Source organism: Undibacterium sp. Rencai35W (genome assembly GCF_049340185.1).
Lineage (GTDB): Bacteria > Pseudomonadota > Gammaproteobacteria > Burkholderiales > Burkholderiaceae_D > Undibacterium.
In genome coordinates, this window is record NZ_JBMPPC010000002.1 from 42,807 (window position 1) to 58,468 (window position 15,662).

Below are 15,662 nucleotides of genomic sequence, written 5' to 3' on the forward strand. Positions count from 1 at the left end.
CTGACTGTCTCTGTCAACCACTCAAAGCCTCTTTAGCCGCCTGCTCTGGTGTCAGTCCGTCAAAAAATAAATCGGTGAACCAATCGATTTCTTCTTCAATGTGTTCTTGCGCTTGATGCAAAGTCGCGCCACCGGCGACCAAGAATCCCTCAACTTCAGTGCACCATGCAATCAGCGCTACAGTGTCAGGATCAAGTTCTTCATTTTTCTTTGCCATGCTATTTCTCCCCGACGATCAATACGTCTGACTATTAAACCGATAGTAAGACACTCAACTTGTACTTTACCATGGGAGTCGGTCGGTAAGCACCGCTCAAGTGATCAGACAAAACCCAGATTACGTGAACTTGCATTAAAATTTTTGAGATTGGGCAGCAAGGACAATAAATCTGTATCAGAGGCTCCCAGCCATTTCCCCAGCGTCGCGGCATATTGATCAACCGACGTCGTAGGCAGTAAGCGACCCTGCCCCACATCATCGGGCCCGTCACTCGCGACAGCAGGTGGTGTACCGTAAAAGCGCTTGCCGTTGACCGCGCCACCGAGCATAAAGTGCATGCTACCCCATCCGTGATCTGAGCCGTCATTATTTCCACTCAAGGTACGGCCAAAATCAGACGCAGTAAAACTGGTGACGTTATTAGAAACACCCAGCTCAACCGTTGCACTATAAAACGCGGACAAAGCATCGGCGACGCTTTTTAATAATCCCGGATGCGTATCCAGTAATCCATCATGGTTATCAAAGCCCCCCATAGATACAAAAAATACCTGCCGCTTGGCGCCTAATGCACTAGCGCTGGAGATCATTCTGGCGACCATTTTTAACTGATCCCCTAAATTGTTATTCGCAGGAAAGACCGTATTGATTGCTGGCGCGCCAGCTAACGCAGAGGTCAAGGTATTATTTGCATCCATGGATCGCCGCGTAACACGGTTATATTCGTTTTCAAATAAATTCGCGCTAGTCTGACTCATCAATGCCTGTAACGCACTTGAGCATGCGGCAGAACCAAACAACGGCTTAGTAGAGGCTGATAATGGTACGGATCCTGTTGTCGATACCTGATACTGGACTGCGGTATTCCCCGACAAATACACGGCATTACCAGAGACGTTCACGCACGTAAAAGTGGAATTGCCATTACCGGACTGAAACAAGTCGCCCATCCTGCCGCCCCAGCCTGACACCGCCCCCTCAGGAGCGGACGATTGCCAGACAGATTGCTGGTCGTTATGCGAAAAAAGTTTTGGCGGTAATGGCACAGTTTTATTTGTGTATTGTAATTTGCTGGTCGGCTGTATCAGCGTGCCGACATTCAGCAACACGCCCATCTTGCCAGCATCAAAAATCGGTAGCAACGGAGCCAGCTCTGGCGCTAGCGCATATTGCCTGCTAAATCCGGCATTATCTACAGGAGCAAGCGAAGGTGTCAGTATGGTCGATGACAGGCTATCCCGGCTATAAGCCAATGTCGGACGCAGTTGCTGGTAAGCCGCATAGTTACTGGAATCATACGGTACCAAAGTATTACCGTAGTCATTCCCGCCATACAGAAATACACACACAATCGCCTTATAGTCGTTCGCAGTAGCGGCCGATGCCTCTGCCATGGCCGCCAGATTCAGCGCCCATGGTGTAGCGACGCCAGCCAAAGAAAGTGCCGATGCTTTTCTCAGAAATGCCCGACGTGAAGCACCCATCTTATTCATATTGTCCATGATGCTTCCTTATTTTTGAACGATAAATTCTGGTGCTGCCATGACCATCGTCAGGGCAGAATAAATACGGTTATTACGTGCGGCCAGCGTACCGCCCGGCATACTATTGATCGCATTACGTATCAGGTTGTATGTCGCGCTACTAAGCTGACCAGCAAGCAAAATCAGGTTCAATTCATCGACTAAGGACTGAGCATTATCTGCCAGCGGTAGTAAGGCGGTGTAGTCGGCAGTGACATCGCCGATACCAACGCTCACAACACGCTGCATAAAATTAACATAACCGATCACCGTCGATTCATTGGTAATCTGAAACTCTGGCGCAACCAATGAAGCATTGGCAATCACCGTATTTGGTGGTACATAACCGGGGCGAAAAAAATTAAATACCGAGGGTGAGCGCAGAGGACTTTGTCCAAGGCGGGTAGCGGGATCAGAGGTATCGCCAATACGCCACACACCGCTCGGTGAATTCGCATTGAACGCTCTGGCCCAGGCGGTCAGTCTCAGAATAGGTTCGCGCAATTTGCCAAAAGCAGGATCACTGATCTTTGCATCATTACGTGCTTCACTATCAAGCAAGATTGCCTTGATCACGGCAGTCAAATTACCTTTGACGCCATTCCCATCGTTGTTAAAAACACCGGCGACTCTTTGCAGATAAGCAGGACTTGGATTGCTGCATACCAGGCGCTGTATCAATTGCCGGCTAATAAACGGTGCGACATTGGAATGTGCAAAAATACCATCCAAGGCGAGCTTCAAACTATCAACACCATTCGTTCCGGCGGGAATAGTCATGCCAAGAAAAGTCTTAGCACCGAGTTCGTGCCGGCTTGGCACCTGAACCATAGGCCGACGCAAAAAATCCGGTGTCGTCAATTTCAAACTATCAATGCTGAAATCCCATCCGGTAAATACTCTGGCGAGCCCGGTTATGTCGTCCAGAGTATACGATTCGATAGTAGCGCCGTTATTTAGCTTGTTGCTGCCATCCAGATTCAATTGCAATAAGCCAATGCTAAATAACTGCATTACCTCGCGTGCGTAATTTTCGTCAGGCAAAGCGCCCGTAACCGGATTGTATTTGACGTTGCCGCGAAAGGTCAGGTATTGCCCCATCGGAGCACTAGTAGATATTTGCTGCAGCAAGGTCCGGTAATTGCCAAAAGCATTGGTCTCCAATAAATCGAGATAAGTCGCCGCCGAAAATGCTTTCCATCCGCCACCGATCAAGCCATCAATCGCTGCAACCGTAATTTCAGATAAGGCAAAGGTGATGCGCTGCCGCAAAGTGTCGGGTGAGGCAATTAATTTGTACCAGGCGACTGAATCAAATCCTGCTTGCGAGTTGCGGAAAGTGTCTGCGTTATAGCTATTTGCTACTAGCCAGTCAAATCGGCTGGTGGACGCGGGCAAAGCGAATTGCTCATTCAGCCAGCCCTCATAACCTAATTGCTGCACCCGGCTAATTTGCGCTCTGGTAGCACCCATCGATGCCTGCGCCAAAAATCTGGCCGCCTGTGCCGACGAGATGCTGGCAGATGATGGCAAACTTTGAGAACTGGCTACAGGAGGTGAAGACATTGCCTGGTCCGCGCTAACCGGATTAGCGGCATTAGAAGTGACTCCACCAGAACCACCGCATCCGCTCAACACCAGTGCAGACAGCATACCGCTGGCAACACCTGCGCCCGATAAACGTGATATCACCTGCCCCTCAATATTAGTGCCATTAGTGAGATTGGTGCCATTAGTGAGATTAATGAAATCGTCTGATTTGGCTAAACTGATCGAATCTGGTCTATCTGCTAAGCTCGTAGTCTCTGACATGGGTGTCTCCGTTGCGATGGGCGATCATTTAAAAGATGTCCGTTTTTTCTGTGTTTTACATCTCGTTCTCACATGTTGAAACAATAGATAAGTTGACGCAGGATTCCTATCCGCAGTTTGTAAGTAGATGTCACGCAAACTGATTCAGGATCAATGTGATCGCTACTAGGTGTTCCATCAGAATTTGTTCTGCGTTCCGTCCGAAAATTTTCAAATACTCACCCGAACGATCGTCAAGCCTGCTTACCGAAGTCTCCAATTGTTACAAATTAGCGAGAGCCGATTATGAGTAATTTTGGTCTGAGGCGAGCGTTGTATTTGCCTGTAATATCGAATTACTAAGCAACGCCAGCAAAGAATGGCAAACTAGCTCAGAATAGCTGTCGATTCATCAACGATGCCAAGGTCTGCTATAGCGGCACTGTAGTGCTCACTTGTTGCGCACATTAGCGATTACTTATAGCAGTCACCTCAGCACGATTCCCAAACGCCCATCAAATGGAGAAGCAAGTCATGACCTCTCTCACTATCAACAACAAAGTACATACGCTAGACACCGATCCGAACACGCCTGTTCTATGGGCGTTACGTGATTCATTAGGTTTGACCGGCACCAAATTTGGCTGCGGCCAGGCCTTATGTGGTGCCTGTACTGTGCATGTGAACGGGCAAGCAATACGCTCGTGCGTCACACCAATTTCAGCAGTAGCGGGACAAAAAATTACGACCATTGAGGCAATGTCGGGCGACAAAGTTGGCAAAGTCGTACAAGACGCCTGGATCAAGCACGATGTGGCGCAATGCGGCTACTGTCAAAGTGGACAGATCATGAGTGCCACGGCCTTGTTGAAGTCGAATAAAAAACCGAGTGATGCTGATATTGATTCAGCAATGGCAGGCAATATCTGTCGTTGCGGGACCTATGTCCGTATCCGCGCTGCGATCCATGATGCAGCCAGCCACCTTGCCTGAACCAGGAGACGATCATGCATTTTGATACCCGCAATGAATTACCAAAACAATTGCAAGCCATGCTGAGCAAAGAATCCGGTGCCAGCAATTCGATCAGTTCACAGGCGGATCTGCCACGTCGCCGTTTTTTGAAAGTAGCCTCACTCAGCGGCTTTGCACTTGGCGTCTATCCTCTGATCGGTGCAGCACAAACCAATGCAGACGGATCTGGCGCTAAAGCGAGCGAACTCAAAGTAACCGAGCAACCGGCAGCATTTGTCCGGATTGATAAAGACGGTACGACAACAATCACGATCAACCGGCTCGATTTTGGACAAGGTGTACAAACTGGCTTACCTCTGATCCTTGCAGAAGAACTCGATGCCGACTGGAGTAAAGTCAAGAGTGTGCACGGCGACAGCAACCCAGCCTATGTTGATCCTGTGTTTGGCATCCATCTGACCGGCGGCTCCAGTTCCATCAAACACTCGTACACCCAGTACCGCGAACTCGGTGCCCGTATGCGCTCAATGCTGGTCGCTGCAGCGGCGAAACAATGGAATGTGGACCCTGTCAGCTTAAAAACACAAAACGGCGTAGTGATTGGTCCTGGCGGCAAGAAATTGACTTATGGTGAACTGGCAGAAGCTGCCATGAGCCTGCCAGTGCCAGAAAAAATCAGCCTCAAAGATCCAAAAAATTTCCGCCTGATAGGCAAGCCTGTAGGCCGGCTTGATGCCAAAGCAAAATCCACAGGAACGCAACAATACGGCATTGATACCCACCTGCCTGGCATGCTGACGGCCGTTGTTGCACGCCCTCCCGTGTTCGGCGGCAAAATCGCCAGTGTCGACGACACAGCGGCAAAAGCAATTCGCGGAGTGAAAGCGGTTATCCGTATCCCGGTTGATCGTGGCGGCGAAGGGATTGCCGTGATTGCCGACGGTTACTGGCCGGCAAAACAAGGCCGTGATGCGTTGAAAATCCAGTGGGATAATGCCGCCGTCGACAAAGCCGACAGTGCCCAGTTATTAGCCAGCTACAAAGAGCTGTCCAAACAAACTGGCAAATTGAAATACAACGACGACATCTCAAAACTGGCGGCAGCACCACTCAAGATTGATGCCGAATTTGTCTTTCCGTTTTTAGCCCACACGCCAATGGAACCCTTGAACTGCACCGTAGCATTCACGGGCGACAAGGCAGAACTATGGGTCGGTACGCAAATGCCAGGCCTAGACGGTTTTGCTGCCTCAAAAACACTGGGTATTCCCCCGCAAAACGTCAAGGTTAATACCCAGATGGCCGGTGGTGGTTTTGGTCGCCGGGCCGTACCGACCAGCGACTTTGTTGTTGAGGCATGTAACGTCGCCAAAGCCGCCAAAGCAGCAGGTCTCAACGCAGCTGTTCGCACATTATGGAGCCGGGAAGACGACGTGAAAGGTGGCTACTATCGCCCTATGCACGTACACCGTGCCCAGATTGGTTTCGACGCGAAAGGCCAAATTGCAGGCTGGGATCACGTGGTCGTCGGACAATCGATTCTGGCTGGTACACCGTTTGAGGCAATGATGGTCAAAGATGGAATCGACGCCACCGCATTGGAAGGCATGAGAGAGCCGTATGAAATTCCTATGCGTCTGTCAGTTCATCATCCCAAAATCAACGTCCCGGTATTATGGTGGCGCAGCGTTGGCTCCACCCATACAGCATTCGTGATGGAGACTCTACTCGATGAGATCGCCACTGCCACCAAGCAAGATCCAGTTGCCTATCGTCTGAGCCTGATAGGTAACAAGCATCCGCGTCATAAAGCGGCGTTGGAACTGGCCGTCGCGCAATCTGGCTATGGCAAAAAAACACTGGCGAAAGGTCATGCATGGGGTGTCGCGGTTCATGAGTCCTTCGAATCGGTAGTCGCGTATGTTATCGAAGCATCGGTCAAAGATGGTACGCCGATACTGCATAGCGTAACAGCCGGCATCCATTGCAATCTGGCAGTCAATCCTAAGAGCATCGAAGCACAAGTTCAGGGTGGCGCACTCATGGGTTTATCGATGTGCATGCCAGGTGCGGCGATCACATTGAAAGACGGCGTAGTGGAGCAGAGTAATTTCGGTGATTTTGTGGTGCCACGCATTACCGAGATGCCCAAAGTCAGTGTCCATATCGTACCAAGCGCTGATGCACCAACTGGCATGGGCGAACCAGGTGTACCGGCACTGGCACCAGCTTTTGCCAATGCCATAGCTAAGATCACTGGCAAACGCTTACGGGAATTGCCGTTTAAACTGGTTTAAACTAGTTTAATCTGGGCTTACATTTAGTGGAGATAAGTTAGCTGTAGTTAGCTATAACAAGCCAACTTGAAACTAGCTCGAATAAAAATGGGGTGGCAGTTGCCACCCCATTTCACGTTTACAACATTGCTTTAAATTTATTGCATATCCACAAAAAAATCCCACCCGATACAAAGTACAGAGCGGGATTCGGCAAAAATGCGCTTATATTAACAAAGCACGTCTTTAGTATGTCGCAACCAGGGATACACCACTAATCGTCGTATAAGCATTTAGCAGCAAATAGTATGTGCCTGCTGCCGGCGTGCTGACTGTGATAGTCTCTACGGTCGTCGCACCATCCGATTTTTGGGTGTAAGACGATGTCGTCGGTGCGGAACCCAGCTTCTCGTAAATATCAGCATCACCGGTACCGCCGGTAGTTTTGAATGTGACGCTGGTTTTACCTGCCGGAACAACGATTGTATAGACTTTGCTAGCACCGGCGGCGAGTGAAATACCTGTTACCGGCACTCCATTCGTCAATACATTCGATGGCGTTCCTGTCGTGTAGTTTGCGACAATCTGAACACCACTTGATGCTGCATAACCATTCAGCAATACATAGTAAGTACCTGCTGTTGGACTGGTTAAGGAAACGCTTTCAGTCGTAGAGGAACCATCTGACTTTTGCAAATAAGTCGTTGTTGTCGGTGCTGAATTTAACTGCACATACAAATCAACGTCACCTGTGCCGCCAGACGTCTTAAAGGTAGCGTTGGTAGACCCAGAAGGTACGACGAATGAGTAAGACTTCTGCTGACCTGATGTGAAGGAAAGTCCCGTCACTGGTACGCCGTTAGACAAGACTGTGGTCGTTGGCGGCACCACGACACCACAACCTCCGTGAACACCGACTGTGTTAAATGCCGTAGTGACATCAGCCACGGTATAGCCGCGATTTGCCGCTGCCTTTTCTACACCGCAAGCGCCTTGATCGAAGGTGCTATTTGCAGTCCAGTACAGGCGGTTTGCATCCGCCATGACTTCAAATGCTTTACGGGTATTCCAGCCCGAAGTTGTTGCCAGCAAGTAGAAGGCTTTGTTGAACACACCGCTGGTGTAATGCACATCGAGGCTGCTGGTGTAGTTCGCTGCATTATCGATAGAACCGCCATCCAGCGGTGGATTGTACATATAACGCAAAGCACCACTGGCTTTGAAAATATCAACACCAACTTTAAAATCGTTAGTCCCTTTGACATAGTACTTGACTGCTTCACCGGCCATATCCGAGAACGCTTCGTTCATACCACCGGACATGCCAGAGTAAGTCAGATTCGAGTTCTGTTCTGTGAAGCCGTGACTAATTTCATGACCAGTCACATCCAACGCTGTCAATGGGTAGAAAGTAGAAGCACCGTCACCGAAATTCATTGCTGTACCATCCCAGAATGCATTTTCGTAGGCAGAGCCGTAATGTACGCGCATCATCAATTTTTGACTGATCGGACGTACACCCAGATAAGTCTGGTACATGTTGAAGACCTGATTACCAAAGTAATGCGCGTCATTCATCGGGGAGTAAGCACCGTTCACTGTTTTGACAGTATTGCGCGGGCAGGTAAAGCTGTGCAACGTGCCGGAACCGGACGTCGCGTTGTTCATGTTGTAGGTATCAACATTCGTGCTGCTCAACTTGCAGGTAGAGCCGCTGACTAACACGTCTAAATAACCATAACCAGCTGTGGTGCCGTATTCGTATTGGCCTGTTTTGGCGTTACCACCAGGACCTGTGCCGCTCAGAGTGTGAGTCAGGCCTTCCCATTTTTGTAAAACTGCACCGGTATTGGCGTCAATCACATAGTGCGGCCGGCTAGGCTTGGCAGGATTGGAGGTATCCAGGAAAGACACTACGTAAATCAATTTAGCAACGTTATTTGCACCGAGTTGCACATGCAATTTTGCCTGCTCATTGTCCGTGGAATTAACACGTGACTGCGTCTTTGCCAGAGTCAGTGCTTGCGACGCTGAATACAGAGGATTGGCGCTAGGCAGATCGTTCGTCACATTCCTCAGCATCGCACCGGATAGCGTTGGCTGCGTAGCACCAGGCATCACATGCTCAACGATTGCCTCACCCCAGACAGGTACGCCCTGGTGAAACTGCTGGTAGCGTGTTACCACTTTACCGTTAGCATAAGTCTGGCTGCGAACTGCCTGCAATTCACTGGCCGATAGCCCAAGTAAATCTCTTGTCGCTACTGTGCCGCTTAAAGACTTGGCAGCTGAGAGCGTTGCGGCAGACGCTACGTATTTATCCAACTCAACACGTTCAGCAGCCATCGCATTGCAGGCACCTGCAACCAATACCGCCAACAATGTTGGGCGTAATATTTGTGTCAACTTCAAAGCTTGTTCCATATACTCTCCATTTTCAAATTGCCACAGGGATTATGTCCCTGTGAGTATTAGCGAACGCGGTTAGCGTTGATATAAGTCAATCTAAAAAAACCAAGTGGATCAGAGTAAGGGCATTTGATCTGTATCCCAGCAAATACACTGAAAATTCATGCTGAACCAAGTCCAATTCTCCAGCCGATTCAACTCGCTATTGCCCAATAGCTGACACGCAGTTAATCAGACATTAAAAGGCTTGGAAATGTAGTCGTTGTAATATTGCAATGTGAAAAATGTTACATTTACGTCACCACAATAGAAAATTCTGATCCTATTACTATTTGGCACAATTACCACAATTAGTTATCAGTCTGGAAATATAAAAAAATGCCATTATGCCTATTTTTATAAACTAAGTTTTTACAAAAAGATAATGAACTATTTTAATATTGTGTAAGCTTATCAAGATTTGACAATCAGGCTTTTTTACTCTGTCTGAATTACTATCAGCCACTCAATCCATGGACAAAACAATGGTATCGCTGAATTTCAAACTCGCAGATTCTCATGCGCACAGAAAAGAAATTCTGAGCATTAATAATGAATACATGACTTGGGTCGTAGCTGGAATTGAAGCCTCATTCGGCATACCGGTCGCAGACCTGCTCGGCATGTCCGTTCCTGAATATGGCGAAAGTGTGATCGACAAAGTATGCGGCGATACGCCACCGCGCGGTGCTTTCTATCTGGTGGAACTGGATGATGAATTAGCTGGCATGGTCGGCTTGCGCTACCTTAGCGCTGGTATCGCTGAAATTAAACGTTTATACATCCGCCCAGATTTTCGCGGCAAACACCTCGGAAAAACTTTTTTATGCAAAATACTCAGCGATGCTAAAGCATTCGGATATCAACGTGTCGTTCTTGATACCGCCCCTTTCATGCTATCCGCTCAGCATCTCTACAAAGCCATAGGATTCAATGACTGCGCTCCCTACGAAGGAACCGAAGTAGCGAGGTCCTTGCAGAACAACTGGCATTTTATGGAGATGGATTTGAACAAAATAACACTGAATCAAACGACATCCGAGCAGTAACTAGACGCTCATATTCATCACCTCATTGTCACTGCCTCACTTTCGATTGCGCAATACTTCACCAATAAAAATGCAGACAGGTGAGGCCTGGCGCCGATTTGGATAACAAAGACGACCGTCCCGGAATTCGGATGCCAACGTCAGCATTCAGGAATCAGAGTTCAGCCAATCATCCATAAAATTAAAACAAAACGCTTACCGCCAGGCAGATACTAAGCTTTGCATTACCTCGCCGCAATTGAAACTCAAATGAATTCCGGCCGCCAAATAATCAGGCTAAGCAACTGATTATTAAAGTATTTTCAATAAATTCGACGAATCGGTCTTGAAATAGACGCCCCTCGCCCATATAATTAGCACTCGTCGGGAGAGAGTGCTAATAACACCTCGCTCACTTAAGAATTTACGTGTAGCTATATCTGGTCAGCGATTCACTTTTCTGCCCAATTGCAAATAGAGCTACACATTATTTTGTAAAACCATTGCTATTTATAGCTAATCAAAAGGAGTTTGTATGAACCTTCGTCCCCTGCACGATCGCATTATCGTCAAGCGTCTGGATCAGGAAACAAAAACTGCATCCGGTATCGTATTGCCTGACGCAGCTGCTGAAAAACCAGATCAAGGTGAAGTACTCGCTGTTGGTAACGGCAAAGTGCTGGAAAACGGCTCTGTACGCGCATTAGAAGTCAAAGTGGGCGACCGCGTCCTGTTTGGCAAATACTCTGGTCAAGCAGTCAAAGTTGACGGTAACGAAGTTCTGGTGATGCGTGAAGAAGACATCTTCGCGATCGTACAGAAGTAATCCCTACCCGTATCACAATCCCATTCAAGATTCTGGAGATTTAACATGGCAGCTAAACAAGTAATTTTCGGCGATGATGCACGCGCCAAGATCGTTAATGGCGTGAATATTCTCGCTAACGCAGTTAAAGTAACATTAGGTCCTAAAGGCCGTAACGTTGTTCTGGAGCGCTCTTTTGGCGCACCTACAGTCACTAAAGACGGTGTTTCAGTCGCTAAAGAAATCGAACTGAAAGACAAGCTGGAAAACATGGGTGCACAACTGGTGAAAGAAGTGGCTTCCCGCACTTCTGACAACGCTGGTGACGGTACAACAACAGCGACCGTTCTGGCACAAGCCATCGTTCGTGAAGGTTTCAAATATGTAGCAGCTGGTTTCAACCCAACTGACTTGAAACGCGGTATCGACAAAGCGGTTACAGCCATCGTTGCTGAAATCAAGACTCTGTCCAAGCCAACAACAACCAACAAAGAAATCGCTCAAGTTGGTTCCATCTCTGCCAACTCCGATGCAAACATCGGCGACATCATTGCCAAGGCAATGGACAAAGTCGGCAAAGAAGGCGTGATCACTGTTGAAGATGGTAAATCTTTGGACAATGAGTTGGACATCGTTGAAGGTATGCAGTTTGACCGTGGCTATCTGTCACCGTACTTCATCAACAATCCAGAAAAACAATCTGTTATCCTGGAAAACCCGTTCATCCTGTTGTTCGACAAAAAAATCTCGAACATCCGTGACCTGCTGCCAGTATTGGAACAAGTTGCAAAATCCGGTCGCCCACTGCTGATCATCGCTGAAGATGTCGATGGCGAAGCACTGGCAACTCTGGTTGTGAACAACATCCGTGGCATCCTGAAAACTGCTGCTGTTAAAGCACCAGGCTTCGGTGACCGTCGCAAAGCCATGCTGGAAGACATCGCTATCCTGACCGGTGGTCAAGTGATTGCTGAAGAAGTTGGCCTGACACTTGAAAAAGCGACTCTGGCAGATCTGGGTCAAGCTAAACGTATCGAAATCGGTAAAGAAAACACCACCGTGATCGATGGCGCTGGCCAGGCTGTTGGTATCGAAGCACGCGTTAAGCAAATCCGCGCGCAAATCGAAGAAGCAACTTCTGACTACGACCGTGAAAAACTGCAAGAACGCGTTGCCAAACTGGCAGGCGGCGTTGCTGTAATCAAGGTTGGTGCTGCAACTGAAGTTGAAATGAAAGAGAAAAAAGCTCGCGTTGAAGATGCTCTGCATGCTACTCGTGCTGCGGTTGAAGAAGGCGTTGTTCCTGGCGGTGGCGTTGCTCTGTTGCGCGCACGTGAAGCAGCTGGCGTGATCAAAGGCGACAATGCGGATCAAGAAGCAGGTATCAAGTTAGTATTGAAAGCTATCGAAGCACCATTGCGTGAGATCGTTGCAAACGCTGGTGGCGAACCAAGCGTTGTGGTCAATGCGATCATCAACGGCAAAGGTAATTTCGGTTTCAATGCTGCCAACGATACATATGGCGACATGATCGAAATGGGTATTCTGGATCCAGCCAAAGTAACACGCTCCGCATTGCAAAATGCAGCGTCTGTTGCTGGCCTGATCTTGACAACTGATGCTTTGGTTGCAGAACTGCCAGAAGACAAACCAGCCGGTGGTATGGGCGGTCATGACATGGGCGGTATGGGTGGCATGGGCGGGATGATGTAATTCCGCAAGGGCTTACATGCTGACCACGTACGAAGCTTGGCACTGATTTAGTGCTGACTTAGTGCTAAATCAGACGCTAGGAAAAGCCTCACAATTCTGTTGTGAGGCTTTTTTATTTTTAAGTTTCGATTTTAGAATCAACTACCCCTCAATTTAATTATCCGATGCTGCAAAAGCAGTGACATCAATCCTTCAATATTTGACAGGCCAGCCGTTCGCGACAAGTCTATTGGATTGTTCACACATCGTCGTATTCATAGAGTAAGATTCTCAACGCAAATATTTCTGTTTCCCGAGAACCTATTGATCTGCGCTCGCGTATTGGCGGAGTCAGCTGAATCTACACATTAAGCTCTATTTCAACGCTCACATCCAAAAGCAACTATGAAATCCTCTCTGACGCGCTGGTCCGTTATCGGCTACCTCCTCTTCTCTGCTTTTTTAATCGTAATGGCCTGGCGTACGCACAGTGAAACGACGATTGCTATCGTCGCAAGTTCGGTGTTGATGTTTGCAATGTGCTGGGCTAATGCAACGCATTTATTGGGGGCGAAAACTGCGCTGAAATTCATGCTGATCGCAGTCAGTTTTGGCTGGTTTGCCGAACAAATGGGATCGTCACGCGGCTGGTTTTTTGGTAGTTATGTTTATACCGATGTGCTCGGATGGCGACTGGGCGATGTGCCGGCGGTGATCCCGCTGATGTGGTTTGCACTGACCTATTCCTGCTATGTGATCAGCAATCTGATTGTATGGCGTACACCGGTCGACACCAAATCAAGCTACAGCAATATCCTGTTTATGTCGTTTCTTGCGGCAATGCTGGTTACCGCATTTGATCTCGGCGCAGACCCTTACATGGTGTACAAGCTCAAAGCCTGGATCATGACAAAAACTGATGGCTGGTGGTTTGGCGAAACGATCCAGGGTTTTTTTGGCTGGGTCTTTGTCTCACTCATGATTTTGCTGACCTTCCGCTTATCCACGCAGGATCTTCGATTACAGGCCGGGAGCACCTATGGGAAGCGTGACGCATTGCTGCCTATGGGTTTGTATGCCAGCGCGATGGTATTTCAATTACTGGTCGGCTATCCGGTCGAAATCCGTAGCATGACAGTGTTTGTGATGGGCATTCCTCTGCTCTGCGCCTGGGCAGGCTGGCGGCAGTGGAATAATCATGAAACAAATATAGTTCCAGTCAGCAAAATCAGCGAAGCGCAACTTGATCAATCGCAGTACCAGGCCGATCCTTTGGCAGATACCACCATTGCCAACATCGTCGGACCATGGGCATTACCGTCTGCCAGTGGTATGGCACACCTCGCCAGCCACGCAATGCAGTGGCGAAAAATCGGCATCGTGAATCAGCAGTTTGATCAGTGGCAAACCAATGCCAGTATTCAACACTGGGCACCGGCAGATAGCAGCACCCCGGCAGAAATTACTCAGGCATTGCAAACCTACCTGGCTAACGGTCAAGCTTTGCCAGTCTGGGCAGATCTTGCCAAAATCCGTCGTGCCGAAACGCTGTTTATCGATTACGGCATGCTGTCATGCACTCTGCTGTTTTGTTCAAGCCTGCCGGAATGCTATGTGATCCCCGATTTGTCCGCCGTCTTACACGTCGCCGGACAACTGGAAAAACATACCGAATACAGAATACGGTCAACGGCTGCGATGATTTTTCCCGTCATGATGAAAGACGGACTCACCAGCCCCGATGGTAGTGGCATCGCGCAAATTCTCAAAGTCCGTCTGATTCACGCGACGATCCGTAATCTGATTTTGCATGGAAAACCCGAAGATGTCGTATCAGCTTTAGGTAACAGACAAAACGATAAAGATGCTGGCATCATCCCACCGCTGGCTGCGAATGCATTACCAGAAACCTCGAACAATATGTACCAGGCGCTGTTTGCACACGGCTGGAAATTAGGCGAGGACGGCTTGCCATGCAATCAGGAAGAGCTCGCCTATACCTTGTTGACCTTCGGTTATGTATTCTTACGCAGCCTGCGTCGTCTTGGTCTAGGCTTATCGCAAGACGACGAAATTGCTTACCTGCATAGCTGGAATGTGGTCGGCCATATCCTCGGAATACAACGTGAATTAATGGCTGACGATATGGAGCAAGCCGAAGCCATGTTCGCGCAAATGCAAGCCCGCGGACGCGCAGATCCAATCTCGCCGGACCCACGTCCAGGTCTGGGTGTCGCACTGATGGCAACGATGGAATCTGTCATTCCCTTCCGTGTGATCAAAGCTTTTCCGGTTTTGATGACACGCTACCTGTGCGGCTCCGCCACTGCGCAAGATCTGGGAATTGATCAGCGCGTGGGCTTATTGCCAAAAACTGTCTTCAGCCTGTTCATGCTCATCACGGCAGCCATTGACGGCATGGTGCGTCTGGTGCTGCCGGAATTTTCTATCTCCCGCTTCATTACCCGGGTACTCGGTACGCAATTTATAAGCGACATCCTGATGGACCAGACACGTCCGCTCAAATTGCCGGAGCATCTTTTATCTAATGTGAATACGATGATGTCTGGCTGGTCCTCCGATCCAAAAGCTCCCGGCTGGATGAATTCTCTGGAAACCAAAATAGCCGAAGTGATCGAAAAAAAATCTATTCCCGATGAAAATTTATCGAGGATAAAAAACTAATGCGGCAACAAACGATTGAAATAATAAATTTGCATTATCTTCTGGACAAGTTTCACGAAATACTCATAACTTCGCACAAAATGGCGCTTGACAGAAAAACCTCAGCGCCACGATACTACATCCTTCGTTTTGTGCATCTAAGCACGTGCGTAACACGATCGCTTCCATCATTACAGGTGTAGCAGCCCATCTTGCAACTCATGAGAAGCCGACAAAATA

10 protein-coding genes are annotated in these 15,662 nt (G+C 48.6%); 6 read left to right on the forward strand and 4 right to left on the reverse strand.

Annotated elements, in window-relative coordinates; all coding sequences use genetic code 11:
• Positions 1–13: 13 nt before the first annotated feature.
• The 3 genes from ACO0K3_RS04175 to ACO0K3_RS04185 all read right to left on the reverse strand — a co-directional run bounded on the left by ACO0K3_RS04175 (position 14) and on the right by ACO0K3_RS04185 (position 3,555).
• Positions 14–217, reverse strand: coding sequence for a hypothetical protein (locus ACO0K3_RS04175; RefSeq protein ID WP_422982189.1), 204 nt, complete (start codon positions 215–217; stop codon positions 14–16).
• A gap of 104 nt (positions 218–321) precedes the next feature.
• Entirely contained in the window at positions 322–1,722 is a 1,401-nt protein-coding gene (locus ACO0K3_RS04180) for a DUF1501 domain-containing protein (protein ID WP_422982191.1), read from the reverse strand.
• 9 nt (positions 1,723–1,731) lie between these two features.
• A complete protein-coding gene (locus tag ACO0K3_RS04185) occupies positions 1,732–3,555 on the reverse strand; it encodes a DUF1800 domain-containing protein (RefSeq protein ID WP_422982193.1) in 1,824 nt (607 codons plus the stop codon).
• 513 nt (positions 3,556–4,068) lie between these two features.
• On the opposite strand from ACO0K3_RS04185, the gene ACO0K3_RS04190 reads away from it, so the two are divergent.
• Together ACO0K3_RS04190 and ACO0K3_RS04195 are read left to right on the forward strand one after the other, a co-directional pair.
• Complete coding sequence (locus ACO0K3_RS04190) at positions 4,069–4,527, forward strand: (2Fe-2S)-binding protein (protein ID WP_422982195.1); 459 nt, start codon at positions 4,069–4,071, stop codon at positions 4,525–4,527.
• A 14-nt stretch (positions 4,528–4,541) separates the two neighbouring features.
• Complete coding sequence (locus ACO0K3_RS04195) at positions 4,542–6,806, forward strand: molybdopterin cofactor-binding domain-containing protein (protein WP_422982197.1); 2,265 nt, start codon at positions 4,542–4,544, stop codon at positions 6,804–6,806.
• Positions 6,807–7,031: 225 nt separating this feature from the next.
• Here the strand turns inward: ACO0K3_RS04195 and ACO0K3_RS04200 are convergent, their stop codons facing one another.
• Positions 7,032–9,209 carry a M4 family metallopeptidase gene (locus ACO0K3_RS04200; protein ID WP_422982199.1) on the reverse strand — a complete coding sequence of 726 codons (2,178 nt, stop codon included), beginning with the start codon at positions 9,207–9,209 and terminating at the stop codon, positions 7,032–7,034.
• 584 nt (positions 9,210–9,793) lie between these two features.
• Between ACO0K3_RS04200 and ACO0K3_RS04205 the strand changes: the two genes are divergently transcribed.
• From ACO0K3_RS04205 to ACO0K3_RS04220, 4 genes are all read left to right on the forward strand, one after another.
• On the forward strand, positions 9,794–10,282 hold the full coding sequence (locus ACO0K3_RS04205; RefSeq protein WP_422982201.1) for a GNAT family N-acetyltransferase: 489 nt from the start codon (positions 9,794–9,796) through the stop codon (positions 10,280–10,282).
• A 514-nt stretch (positions 10,283–10,796) separates the two neighbouring features.
• On the forward strand, positions 10,797–11,087 hold the full coding sequence (groES, locus tag ACO0K3_RS04210) for a co-chaperone GroES (protein WP_186916759.1): 291 nt from the start codon (positions 10,797–10,799) through the stop codon (positions 11,085–11,087).
• Positions 11,088–11,132: 45 nt separating this feature from the next.
• Positions 11,133–12,779 (forward strand): chaperonin GroEL, encoded by a 1,647-nt coding sequence (groL, locus tag ACO0K3_RS04215; protein ID WP_422957998.1) that lies wholly within the window; start codon positions 11,133–11,135, stop codon positions 12,777–12,779.
• Positions 12,780–13,163: 384 nt separating this feature from the next.
• Positions 13,164–15,443 (forward strand): carotenoid biosynthesis protein, encoded by a 2,280-nt coding sequence (locus tag ACO0K3_RS04220; RefSeq protein WP_422982203.1) that lies wholly within the window; start codon positions 13,164–13,166, stop codon positions 15,441–15,443.
• Positions 15,444–15,662 lie beyond the last annotated feature (219 nt).

What these genes read in the sequence shown, in the direction of transcription:
- ACO0K3_RS04175 (WP_422982189.1), bottom strand. Translation starts at nt 217, where the DNA reads ATGGCAAAGAAAAATGAAGAACTTGATCCTGACACTGTAGCGCTGATT.
- ACO0K3_RS04180 (WP_422982191.1), bottom strand. Translation starts at nt 1,722, where the DNA reads ATGGACAATATGAATAAGATGGGTGCTTCACGTCGGGCATTTCTGAGA.
- ACO0K3_RS04185 (WP_422982193.1), bottom strand. Translation starts at nt 3,555, where the DNA reads ATGTCAGAGACTACGAGCTTAGCAGATAGACCAGATTCGATCAGTTTA.
- ACO0K3_RS04190 (WP_422982195.1), top strand. Translation starts at nt 4,069, where the DNA reads ATGACCTCTCTCACTATCAACAACAAAGTACATACGCTAGACACCGAT.
- ACO0K3_RS04195 (WP_422982197.1), top strand. Translation starts at nt 4,542, where the DNA reads ATGCATTTTGATACCCGCAATGAATTACCAAAACAATTGCAAGCCATG.
- ACO0K3_RS04200 (WP_422982199.1), bottom strand. Translation starts at nt 9,209, where the DNA reads ATGGAACAAGCTTTGAAGTTGACACAAATATTACGCCCAACATTGTTG.
- ACO0K3_RS04205 (WP_422982201.1), top strand. Translation starts at nt 9,794, where the DNA reads ATGACTTGGGTCGTAGCTGGAATTGAAGCCTCATTCGGCATACCGGTC.
- groES (WP_186916759.1), top strand. Translation starts at nt 10,797, where the DNA reads ATGAACCTTCGTCCCCTGCACGATCGCATTATCGTCAAGCGTCTGGAT.
- groL (WP_422957998.1), top strand. Translation starts at nt 11,133, where the DNA reads ATGGCAGCTAAACAAGTAATTTTCGGCGATGATGCACGCGCCAAGATC.
- ACO0K3_RS04220 (WP_422982203.1), top strand. Translation starts at nt 13,164, where the DNA reads ATGAAATCCTCTCTGACGCGCTGGTCCGTTATCGGCTACCTCCTCTTC.